Origin of the sequence: Enterobacter sp. T1-1 (assembly GCF_000710795.1) — a bacterium.
Classification (GTDB): Bacteria; Pseudomonadota; Gammaproteobacteria; order Enterobacterales; family Enterobacteriaceae; genus Enterobacter; species Enterobacter cloacae.
This window is the reverse complement of record NZ_JALW01000047.1, coordinates 17,716-29,095: the sequence shown is the minus strand read 5'-3', so window position 1 is coordinate 29,095 and position 11,380 is coordinate 17,716. Positions and strand designations below refer to the sequence as shown.

General features: G+C 55.5%; 12 protein-coding genes. 2 read left to right on the top strand and 10 right to left on the bottom strand.

Annotated features, from left to right (window positions below; all coding sequences use genetic code 11):
- From gspK to gspC, 9 genes are all read right to left on the bottom strand, one after another.
- A partial coding sequence (gene gspK / locus AK59_RS0115790; protein WP_050491988.1) for a type II secretion system minor pseudopilin GspK occupies positions 1-805 on the bottom strand: 805 nt, incomplete at its 3' end.
- On the bottom strand, positions 802-1,473 hold the full coding sequence (gene gspJ / locus AK59_RS0115785) for a type II secretion system minor pseudopilin GspJ (protein ID WP_029883206.1): 672 nt from the start codon (positions 1,471-1,473) through the stop codon (positions 802-804). The genes gspJ and gspK, both read right to left, overlap by 4 nt.
- Positions 1,470-1,844 carry a type II secretion system minor pseudopilin GspI gene (gene gspI, locus AK59_RS0115780; protein WP_029883205.1) on the bottom strand — a complete coding sequence of 125 codons (375 nt, stop codon included), beginning with the start codon at positions 1,842-1,844 and terminating at the stop codon, positions 1,470-1,472. Before gspI ends, gspJ begins: the two co-directional genes overlap by 4 nt.
- Positions 1,837-2,322, bottom strand: coding sequence for a type II secretion system minor pseudopilin GspH (gspH, locus tag AK59_RS0115775; protein ID WP_020689911.1), 486 nt, complete (start codon positions 2,320-2,322; stop codon positions 1,837-1,839). The genes gspI and gspH overlap by 8 nt, the downstream gene beginning before the upstream one ends.
- Positions 2,322-2,771 carry a type II secretion system major pseudopilin GspG gene (gspG, locus tag AK59_RS0115770; RefSeq protein WP_013097349.1) on the bottom strand — a complete coding sequence of 150 codons (450 nt, stop codon included), beginning with the start codon at positions 2,769-2,771 and terminating at the stop codon, positions 2,322-2,324. The genes gspH and gspG overlap by 1 nt, the downstream gene beginning before the upstream one ends.
- A gap of 2 nt (positions 2,772-2,773) precedes the next feature.
- A complete protein-coding gene (gene gspF / locus AK59_RS0115765) occupies positions 2,774-3,982 on the bottom strand; it encodes a type II secretion system inner membrane protein GspF (protein WP_020689910.1) in 1,209 nt (402 codons plus the stop codon).
- Positions 3,982-5,460, bottom strand: coding sequence for a type II secretion system ATPase GspE (gspE, locus tag AK59_RS0115760; protein WP_013097351.1), 1,479 nt, complete (start codon positions 5,458-5,460; stop codon positions 3,982-3,984). The genes gspF and gspE overlap by 1 nt, the downstream gene beginning before the upstream one ends.
- 13 nt (positions 5,461-5,473) lie before the next feature.
- Positions 5,474-7,402, bottom strand: a complete 1,929-nt coding sequence (gene gspD, locus AK59_RS0115755) for a type II secretion system secretin GspD (protein WP_029883204.1) — start codon at positions 7,400-7,402, stop codon at positions 5,474-5,476.
- 12 nt (positions 7,403-7,414) lie between these two features.
- Positions 7,415-8,146, bottom strand: a complete 732-nt coding sequence (gene gspC / locus AK59_RS0115750) for a type II secretion system protein GspC (protein WP_029883203.1) — start codon at positions 8,144-8,146, stop codon at positions 7,415-7,417.
- 299 nt (positions 8,147-8,445) lie between these two features.
- Here gspC and AK59_RS0115740 point away from each other — a divergent pair, with 299 nt between their 5' ends.
- Together AK59_RS0115740 and AK59_RS0115735 are read left to right on the top strand one after the other, a co-directional pair.
- Positions 8,446-9,999: a peptidoglycan-binding domain-containing protein gene (locus tag AK59_RS0115740; protein ID WP_029883202.1), complete on the top strand. Its 1,554-nt coding sequence runs from the start codon at positions 8,446-8,448 to the stop codon at positions 9,997-9,999.
- A complete protein-coding gene (locus tag AK59_RS0115735) occupies positions 9,999-10,625 on the top strand; it encodes a hypothetical protein (RefSeq protein WP_029883201.1) in 627 nt (208 codons plus the stop codon). The genes AK59_RS0115740 and AK59_RS0115735 overlap by 1 nt, the downstream gene beginning before the upstream one ends.
- Here AK59_RS0115735 and AK59_RS0115730 read toward each other — a convergent pair.
- Complete coding sequence (locus tag AK59_RS0115730) at positions 10,622-11,245, bottom strand: helix-turn-helix domain-containing protein (protein WP_029883200.1); 624 nt, start codon at positions 11,243-11,245, stop codon at positions 10,622-10,624. The two genes, AK59_RS0115735 and AK59_RS0115730, sit on opposite strands and share 4 nt — an antisense overlap.
- Positions 11,246-11,380: the final 135 nt, after the last annotated feature.

Sequence of the window (11,380 nt, the reverse complement as noted above, 5' to 3'; positions counted from 1 at the left end):
CCTCCATGGTCCCCACACCCGCCAGGGCGCCAAGCGCAAAGACCCGCTGCGCGATATCGCCACACGGGGAGCCGATAAACAGGGCTGCCAATAGCGGTGCCTGTTCTTCGGTCAGGGTGTTGACATCCACCTTGCTGGCGGTGTCGGGTAAGGCGCACAGCACTTTACTGACCTTGCCGTAGGCCGCCACCGGAAACGCGGGCAGCAGCTTTAGCTCGCCGGGGGTGCGCATCATCTGATTCGCAGGCAGCCGCGCGGGCTCAACGCCGGCCCAGGCATCTGTCTCCAGCCCCTCTTTTGCCGTTGTGGTATCACCGTCGAGATAGTCCATTAGTTGCTGGTAAATCTCTTCTGCGTCACCGGCGGAAATGCCGCTGTCGGTCAGAAGCTGCTCAACGATGCGCGCTTTGACCGGTTTTTCCGGCAGCGCCCCTGCGGTCTGTACCGCGGGGGTCGGATCGGCCGCCAGCAGGTTATTGACGTTAAAGCAGGTCTGGGCATCCTCAATCTGGCTCACCACGGTGTAGTGTTCACCCTCTGTCTCCACCGGCTCTGTCCACTCCCCTTTGGGCGACAGCCCCTGGCTGTCACCGCTGGCGTAGGTCTGAAGCAGACCTTCAATGGTTTTTTGCTGGCTCTGAATGGCCCAGCGCAGCTGCTGCTGGCTTACCTGATAACGGGTTTTCTGCAGATTGCGGCAGAACTGCTGGCTGATTTTGGCCGCCAGCGCCGACATCATGACCAGCAAAATTAGCACCACCAGCAGCGCGACACCGCGCTGTTTTCGAACCGATTTTCCGCTCATTTGTTCTCTCCTGACGGAGCGGGCACCGGCTGCGGTTGCGGCTGCGCTGGCGTGGCCGCATCCCCCGATGGCGCAGGCGTTTGTTCTGTTGGTGCCGCCGGGGCGACCGGCATATCACCCGGCGTGGTAAATACCCAGCGCCAGGTATCGCCATTCTCCATGGTCAGCAGAAGTTCTACGCCGTCCGGCTGATGCGCCGTGTCGGTCCATTTGTTCTGCCAGCCCTCTTTCCAGAAGCGCCACGTCATCTCTTTGACATCGCTGAGGATCGGCACCTCTTCTGGCTTCACATCGGCAGGGCTGTCGATAGCCGGCCAGATATCTCGCCACAGTTTTTTGTCCTCAAGCCGCCAGCGCACGCGCTCCAGCTGGACCTGACCGCTCACGCCGTTCAGCGTGGTCAGCTCCAGCGCATCGTCGTGCTGGACAAATACGTCAGGCTCGTTGCGTGGCGCGCGTGCCTGAAGCTGAAAGAAATCCCGCTCCAGCAGGTTATAGGCGCGCTGAAGCTGGTTGAGTTGAGTCGCCGCCACGTCGGTGGCGTTCGAGGTGCGCATCGCCCCGTCCAGAATTTGCCAGGCAAGCGTGCTGATAACCGCGAAGATGGTCAGCGCAATCATGATCTCCAGCAGCGTAAAGCCCTGCTGACGCTGAATGTGCTTACTCATTTCACCTCTCCGGGTTCCGGTATCTGCAGGCTCAACACCGGTTTGTCTTCATCATCCTCGGCGTACACCTGCACTTCATCGGCAAAGCGATTTTCGGCGGTTTTCACCCGCTGCTTGCGCCAGATCCAGCTTCGCCCCCCCATGATTTCTGTCCCTGTCTGCAGGGCATCCGGGAACGGCGTGTTGCTCAGCTTTGCTTCCGCCAGCTGGTTTTCCGCCACCCAGCTCGCCTGCAGCGAATCGGCCAGGCCATGGGTAAAGCGCACGTTCAGCGAGACGGAGTTCATCAGCGCCAGCGCGGCGGTGGAGAAGATGACCAGAGCGACCATCACTTCCAGCAGGGTCATCCCCTGTTCTTTGCGTTTAGTCATCGTTCTCTACCGAAACCGGTGATGCCCCCTGCGACACCACGCGAAAACGCTGTTTTTTATCGAAACTCTGCAGGGACAGCGTGAAGCGGCTTATCTCCCCGTCCGGCAAAAAGACAATCTGCGGCGTGGCGTCGGTTGTGGCAGCAATGCGCTGCGGTGACAGCGACACGTGCATCTCTTCCGGGAACTGGCCGTGGGTGACAATGCGCCCGGCGGTTAAGGGTTCCCAGTGTCGTTCGCCCTCTTTTTCGGCCCAGGTCACCAGCTGATATTCTGAGGTGGTGATCACCAGCCCAACGATATTTCCGTCCATTACCGCACGGTCTGAACCATATTCAACGAGGGCTTTTAACTGCTGACCGAAAATATCCGCGCCGCTGCGCGAGGGGATTGTCGACACCACCATCATGGCGCAGGAGGCGAATATCACCAGCGCCAGAATAATTTCCAGTAAGGTAAACCCACGTTGCTTATTCATTACTTCTCTTTTTTATCTAAAGACCAGTTGGTAATATCATCCGCGGTATTCGCTTCGGCATCCGGGCCCGCAGAGAAAACATCCACTGCGCCATGTTCACCCGGGCTGACCAGAATATAATCATTGCCCCACGGATCTTCCGGCAGGCGGCGAATATAGCCATCATCACGGTAGTTTTTCGGGATAGGCGCGATATCAGGTTTGGTGACCAGCGCCTGCAACCCCTGCTCCGTCGTGGGGTAACGGTGGTTATCCAGCTTGTACATATCCAGCGAACCTTCCAGCGCCACAATATCGCTGGTTGCTTTCTGGGCATCGGCTTTTTCTTTATTCCCCATTAAATTTGGTACCACCATACTGGCAAGCACACCGAGAATAACGATCACCACCATTAATTCGAGCAAGGTAAAGCCGGCCTGACCTTTCAGGCTATTTCGTTTTAAAGACATATTTAACCCACCATATTATTGAGCTGAAGAAGCGGTTGTAATATTGACAGCACGATAAATAAAACCACTGTCGCCATTGTCACCACCAGTGCCGGTTCAAATACCGACAGCGTTAACGTAATTCGATGCTGTAATGCCGATTCCTGGTTTTCCGCGGCGCGATCCATTAATGAACCTAATTCCCCGCTCTCTTCGCCGGAGGCAATCATGTACAGCATGGTCGGCGGAAAGAGCTTCGCCTGGTCCAGCGCGTTATACAGAGAAGCGCCCTGACGTACGGTATCCGCCGCCTGCTCCAGCACCTGCCGGGCATAGAGGTTTTCGATCCCGTCCATCGCGATATACATCCCCTCCAGCAGCGGGACGCTACTGGCCTGCAGAATGCTGAGCGTGCGGATATAGCGGGCGCTGTTGATGGCGCAAACCAGCTTTTTGATCGGCGAGCCATTCACCAGCCAGCTGTGCCAGCGAAAGCGGTTTGTGGTTTTCTTCACCCACGTCTTAAAGCCCACGATTGCGCCGAACAGCCCCCCGGCAATGTAGATCCCGTACGCCTGCAGAAAATCGCTCACCGCAATCAGCGTGCGGGTGGTGATCGGCAGTTGCTGTTTCATGTGCACGAACTGCTCGATGACCTGCGGTACCACCGCCACCAGCAGGATGCTGATCACCGCCACGGCAACCACCGTCAGGGTGATCGGGTAGACCATCGCCTGCGTCAGCTTGCTTTTCATCTTCTGGCGCTGCTCGTTGTACTCTGCCAGCTTCTCCAGCACATCGCCGAGGTGGCCGGTTTTTTCCCCGGCCATCACCAGCGTGCAGTACAGCTTGTCAAAGGTGCGCGGGAACTGGCTGAAGGCATCAAACAGCGTATGACCTTCCACCACTTTCTCGCGGATCTCCGTCACCATAGCCGCCAGCTTTTTGTCTTCCGTCTGCTTTGAAATGGCCTTCAGGGCGCTTTCCAGCGGCAGCGACGCGTTAACCAGCGTTGACAGCTGACGGGTGAACATCGACAGCACCGGCACAGAGAGTCTGGCGCCGGTTTTGGCTTTAGCGCTGGCCGCATTTTCACGGGTTTCGGTGATGGTGAGCGGCATCAGCTTCTGCTCACGCAGCGACTGGCGCACCTGCTTAGGTCCTTCCGCCTGCAGCGTGCCGCGCTGGGTTTTCCCGGCGGCATCGGTCGCGGTCCACGCGTAGAAAGCCATTATTCATCGCCTCCACGCTCGGCGGTCACGCGCATCACCTCTTCAAGGGACGTGATACCGCTGATGACCTTCATCAGCCCGTTTTCGCGCAGGCTGTAGGCCTGTTTGAACAGCTCGGTCTCAATGGACATCTCATCTTTGTCTTCATGAATGGCGCGACGCATGGCGCTGTCGACCACCAGAAACTCGTGAATGCCCGCGCGTCCCTGATACCCGCTCTGGCGGCACTGGTCGCAACCAACGGCGCGATAGATGGCCTTTGGTGGCTTATCCATAAAGCTAAACAGCGCTTTTTCATTGTCATCCAGCGGACTGGTGGTACGGCAGTGCGGACACAGCCGACGCACCAGACGCTGGGCAATGACGCCGAGTAGCGACGAACCAATTAAAAAGGACTCCAGCCCCATATCCCGCAGACGGGTGATGGCCCCCGCCGCACTGTTGGTGTGCAGCGTAGACATGACCAGGTGACCGGTGAGCGACGCCTGCACCGCGATTTGCGCGGTTTCACCGTCACGAATTTCCCCGATCATCACCACGTCCGGATCCTGACGCAAAATGGCGCGCAGGCCGCGGGCAAAGGTCATGTCCACGCGCGGGTTGACCTGCGTCTGCCCCACCCCTTCCAGCTCGTACTCAATCGGATCTTCGACGGTCAGAATGTTGCGTTCATGTCCGTTCAGGGCCGACAGAATGGCATACAGGGTGGTACTTTTACCGGAGCCTGTCGGCCCGGTGACCAGGATGATGCCGTGCGGGCGGTTAATCAGCCCTTTCAGTTTTTCCAGCTCTTCATCAATGAGTCCGAGCTTGTTGATATCCGGTTTCAGGTTGCTCTTATCGAGCAGACGCATGACCACGCGCTCGCCGTACTGCGACGGAATGGTCGAGACACGCACGTCAATCGCCTTGCGGCCAATGCGCAGGGAGATACGGCCATCCTGCGGCAGACGTTTTTCGGCGATGTCGAGTTTCGACATGACCTTAATACGCGAGACCAGCAGCGGGGCCAGTTTACGTGCGGGCTGGAGCACCGGGCGCAGCACGCCGTCAACGCGAAAACGGATGCTCAGCGTGCGCTCAAAGGTTTCGATATGGATATCCGATGCGCCGTCTTTCACCGCTTCGCCGAGAATGGCGTTGATCAGGCGGATCACCGGCGAGTTTTCGTCGTTATCCAGCAGATCTTCGTTGTCCGGGATCTCCTCGGTTAACGCCATCAGATCGATATCCGCATCCATATCGTCCACCAGCTGCTGCGAAACGCCGCTGTTCTGCTGCCAGATTTTGGCCAGCATTTCATCAAACGCCTCCGCGCTCAGCGTCTGGGGCACAAAGGCGCGCCCCAGTACCCGGCGCATCTCCAGTAGCGCAAACGCGGGGACGTCATCACGGATATAGACCGTGTCGTTCCAGAAAAGGATGCCGTTCTCCTTCGCAAAGCCGCTGGTGCAAAGCTGTTTCGTCAGTTCATCCACGCGTCACCTCCCCTTACTCTTTGAAGGGGTTGCGCGTGGTAGCAGGTGCGCTCACGCCGACCGGCATGGAGTGATCCTGCTTTGGATAGGCAGGCAGGACGGCGTTATCGGTGTTCTCAACGATGCCGAGCTTTTTCTCCTCCAGACGCTGCCGCTGGCGGGCGCGGATCTGGTCGTATTTCTCCTTCGTCGCCGCGCTGTAGTTGTCGTCATCACGCAGGACGGTGGTATGGATAAAGACCATCAGGTTGCGCTTCGACGTATCCTCCGAGGTATAGCGGAACAGCTGCCCCACCAGCGGCAGATCGCCGAGTAGCGGCACTTTTGACACGTTCTGTTTGCTGACGTTTTCCATCAGACCGCCCAGCACCACCGTCTGGCCACTGTGGACCATCACTTCGTTGTTGATGGTACGGGTGTTGAAGGTTGGGCCGAGGCTGGCGTCTTCGGTGGCGCTGGCGTCAACGCTGGAGACCTCCTGCTCGATCTTCAGGTGGATCATGTCCCCGTCGTTGATTTGCGGAACAATCTTCAGCTTGGTACCGACGGTTTTACGCTCAACCGAGTTAAAGACGTTGTCGCCGCTGGTGGTCTGAGAACCCGACAGCACCGGCACATCCTGACCCACGTTGAACGACGCTTCTTTGTTATCCAGCGTCACCACGCTTGGCGTGGAGAGAATATCGTTCTTGCCGCTGGTGGAGAGCGCGGTCAGCAGTGCGCCATAGTCACCGTTGAAGAAACCGGTCGCCAGGCCAGTAAAGGAGGCCCCTTTGATCGTGCCGTTTTTGACCTGGCTAATGGGCAGACCGGTTGAACCGAACTGCACGCCGCCGTGTTTGCCGGTCCACTGCACGCCGAGATCCATGCCGTTACCGTCCTGCACTTCCGCAATGATGGCTTCCACCAGCACCTGCGGACGACGAATATCCAGCTTGTCGATCACCTTCTCCAGCGAGTTCATGACGTTTGGCTGAGCGGTGATCACCAGCGAGTTGGTGGACTCATCGGCGGTGATATTCAGCTCGCTATTGGTTGTGGCGGTTTTGCTTTTCGCGGTACCGGCTTTGTCTTTCAGCTGCTCACCGATACCGGTCAGCACCGGCACCACTTTCGAGGCGTTGGCGTATTTCAGGTAGAAGACGCGGGTATTGCCCTCGTTGTTCTGTTCGCGGTCGAGCTGGCCAATCAGCGAGCGGGTACGCGCGCGGGCATCTTCGGTACCGCTGATCACCAGGCTGTTGGTTTCATCATCGGCCACCACTTTGGTCGCCAGCTGTGGGGCGTTCTGCCCTTTCTGCTCTTCATTGTTGAGGTTGTTCAACATATCGGAGAGCTCTTTCGCCGAGGCATAGCGCAACGGTACGATTTCACGACGCTGCATACCGGAACGGTCCACGCGCTCAACCAGATCCACCAGGCGGTTCACCACCGAGGCTTTCCCGGTTAACAGCAGCACGTTAGAGGGTTCAAAATGGACCACGTTGCCGATCCCCGAGGCATCGTTCAGCTGGCGCAGCAGCGGGGCCAGCTCGCGTACCGGCACGTTCTCCATGCGCACTACGCGGGTGATGATCTCATCCCCTTTGCCCGGGTTTTTGCTGTCGGCCACCGGCACCCCGGCGGTACGCGCCACGCTGGAACGCACCACTTTAATCATGCCGTTATCCATTGGGATCACCGACAGACCGTAGAGATCCAGCACGCTCAGGAAGAACTGATAATATTCCTCTTCCGACAGCACGTTATAGGTTCTCACCGACACCGTGCCCTGAACGGACGGATCGACGAGAATCGTTTTATTCAGATTGCGACTTACCGTATCGATAAATTCGCGAATATCGGTATTTTTAAAACTGGCGCTAAAGTTGGCTGCAAACAGCGAACCGGAATATAACGACAATGCGGTCAGCGCCACGCACGCCCATGGAAATTTCTTCATGATTTACACTTGTTAATTGTTTAGAACATTAACCCGAATATTTTCAAGGTGAGCGTGCCGTCTGACGACGACCTCCGCTTCTTTCATTTTCGACCAGTTGGCGATAATATTTTTCGCCTGCGCTTCTTTCGTCATATCGACGTCATTCACTTTCACCACCACATCACCCTGTTTCAGTCCTGTTTCACTGTAAAAAGGCGACGCATTGCGTGGATTAATGTTAAAGCCTTCCAGTTGGCCTTTATCGATTAACGGCTTTAACACCAGATAATCATCGAGATGCAGACTGTCCGCGCCGGCATCTTTTTTCGATTTCGTCACCGGGCTATTGCCTGCATCGCCCTTAAAATAAGGCGGCTGTTTGAGGGCGAGCGTTTGCTTCGTGCCTTCATACTGAACAACCACGTTATCTTTATTAATTTCATCCACATACGCATCGTCGAACCCCACCAGCGGCTCCCCTTCCCGGTAGCTCTGCTGCCCGGCGGGGGTCTTAATCACGGCGAACGACAGCCACGACTCATCGCTGCGGATGATGCCTTCAATTTCTGCAGACAGCGGCGCTTTTACCGCCGCCGGAACGTCGGCCTGACGGACCGCAGCCGTAAAAAGACCGAACGTTTTGTCACTGTTACGCGGTTTTAGCGGCGCTTTATCAGCATTCGCTAACTTATTCGTAACCTTTTTATAATCTTTAAAAACGACATAACCCTGCTGGCTGCAAAAAATTAGCATGACTAGCATTATGCAGGGCGTCATTAGCCTGGAAAGGAATGCGTTCCTCATTATTATCGGGCCTTTTAGCAAAGCAGGAATTCGCAGCGGTATGCTGCATAACTTAGTGAGCAAATAGTAATAACCGTGACCAGTGCAAACCACCGGCTTCGCTATTAACTTTAATGAAGAAAATGATTGACCGGAAAAAAAGGGAATGTTAGATGCGGCCTGACAGGTTATTTTTACTCTGGTGTTAAATTGACCATGACAGGGGCTTACCGTACTTTTCGCCCATTGCTATTAAAGAGAAGAGACGGTAAGTCGTTATGTATCAGAGCCATTTTAAATTCAGTACCCCGCCGTTCAGAAATATCACCCGCAAGTCGGGCGATTTTCTGGTGCCTTATCATCAGGATGTGTTTAATCTTCTGAAAGAGAAAAGCCAGCAGGCAGGGATCACCGGGCTCTTTTACCACGACAGCGAACTGCTGGGGCAGTTCAGCGATGCCCTCAAAGCCAACAGCAAATCGGTGCTCGGCATTAATGCCTTTCCAAAGCTGAGCGCCAGTAGCCTGCTGTTCAAACTCAACCCGGTAGCGAAAGAGAAGAACAAGCTCCAGGCGGTTGACGCCATTATTCGCCAGTGGCGCGATGCGAAGTCGACCCACAAGGTGCTGGTCATTTCCCAGGCGCAGGCGATGAAGGCCAGCGGCTATGACGTGCTGGGCATACTGCTTACCCGTGCGCAGGAGCTGGATGTTCGCCTGTCGATTGTGCTGATGGGTACGGCCGACCAGGAAGTGATGCTGAAAGCCTCTGCCCTGCAGGAATATGTGCTGACCTGCCACACCCTGCGCAACCTGACCTGCCGCGAGTTCCTGAGCTACGTTGACGCCCAGTGCCACGAGCACGGCGCGGATGTCTCTCCGCTGACGCCCGCTCGCGTGAAAAAAATCCACGCCCTGACCAAAGGCAACATCAGCAAGCTGAACGAACTGGCTCATCTTTCCATGCTGGCCGCCTGGACCGAACGGGCGCCAAACGTTGGACCGCGTCATTTGCGTCTCGCCACCGGTGAAGCGCTGCCAGCGCCTAAGCGTGGTAAAACGCTGGCCTCCGTCGGGTTGTTCGCGTCCGTCCTGTTCACCGCCTGCGGCTGGATGATGACCTCGTCCATTACGGCAAAACTGCCGGTGGCGCTGCCGGTACCGACCAGCTGGAAACAGCAGGTAAAAACGCCAGACGCGCCGGTACTGCCGGTTATCGAACAGGAGGTGGTGAATCAGCCCGATGCCATGCACCAGCTTTACGCCATGTGGGGCTATGACGCCTCTGCCGACGATGCCCTGTGCCAGAATGCCGCAAAAGTGAACCTGATGTGCAAACAGGGTAATGCCTCCCTGGACACGCTGGCGAATGACGGTTACCCGTGGGTGAGCGAGATTAAAACAGGCGATCACATTAATTACGCCGTCGTGGCGCGTGCCGGGAAAAATTCCCTCGATCTGCTGATGAACAACCGCACCTGGCAGGTGAGCCGCACGTGGTATAACCAGCACGCAACGGGCAATTACACCCTTCTGCACCGCCTGACCCCGTCAGGCAAAGACGAAATCACCGCCGCCAGCGACAGTAAAGATCTTGAGTGGCTGGATCAGCAGCTGAGCGTGGCGCTGGGCGAAAGCGAAACGCACGATAAAAACTGGACGGCGGAGCTGATGAAGCGCACCCGCGAATTCCAGGAAAAAATGCACCTCCGCGTCGACGGTATTCCGGGTGAAGACACCCTGATGCAGCTGATGCGCGAAACCCATACCACGCCGAGCGTGTTGATCCAGACAACCCAGGCTAACCCGACTACGCAAGAGAAGCACGCATAATGTCTACCATCTGCCTCGCTGCCCAGCGCAGCTATACCACCGGGGAACCGGTCTGGTTCTCATGGCGTTTGCCGTCATTCAGTAAAATTATCAGCGTGGTGACGCTCTGGTGTCTGGGGCTGTGCGCGCTGATCGTCGCAGGCCTCTATGCGCACGTGTACTGGAACCTGCGCCACCCGGCGCCGGTGATAAAAAAGGTGAGCGTCGCGAAGCCAGACACCACCCTTTCTGATATGCATTATGTGTATGTCACCAAACCGTTCCCGCACCCGCAGCCGAAGCCGCAGTCGGTAAAAGTGCAGGAAGATTTACCGCCGATGGACAATATGCCCATTAATAGCGACGAAAATGAGTGGCAGCAGGCACCTGATGGCGCATTGCCGGACAGCCCCGTCACGCATGATACCTCGCGTGATACCTTACCCGGCACCGAAGCGCACGAACAGGCGATGAAACACGCGCAGGCAACGCAGCCGGATGAAGACAATTCATTAAAAACGTTATTTATGCAGGCGCTAAAACAGCAGCAGGATGATATGGCGAAGGGAAAAATGCCCGCACCACCGGTTGACGAAACGCAAAATGCGTCTCCTTCGATAATAAAAGGAGACGCGGGAGGGGATTAATATTTTTCCGGCAGGGTGGTCAGGCTAATCAGTCGCCCTTTTTCGACCACAATATATTGACCTTTTTTCAGGTCTGAGAGAATTTTAATAATAGTGCTGCGTGCCAGGTTGGTATATTCCTGAATATAATCATAAATATTAATATCTCGCTGGTGGTCAACAATCAGTTCGTTAATTTCTATCAGGAATTCACGGACGACGGAGTACGCGCTGCGGGCAACCAAAACATCATCACGCTTGCTGAGCAAACAGATATACCAGGCCAGCACTTTAGTCAGTTCAGGCCACAGCCCGTGCTGAGTCATTAACTGCTGGAATTCGTCCTTATGTATGGTACGAACCACGGTATTACTGCGTACCACGCCCTGCATATGCGTAGAGTTGTAGAAAATAGCGGAGAGACCAAAGATACATTGTCCCTGTAACGTAAACATACATAAGTCATCAGAACTGCGGCGGAACTCGACTTCTCCGCTGACGATAATGTGAATATTATCGGAGTTGCAGGTTGATATTTTTTGCCATTTTCTTAACGTTTTTTCTTCATACCCGGCCGTTGCAGAAATAATGGCTTCCATTTCATGATGGGGACGTGTTTTTTTACCAAAAATGCTTAACATTATTATACCCAATTAAGATGTTTAAATAAGAAAATTATCCGACAAGGCGTTACGTTGCCGTAAAATGTGTTGGTATTCTTTTTGAAATTAAAAAAACCAAAAGAGGACTGTTTCTTTAATTTGATTCATGCTGTG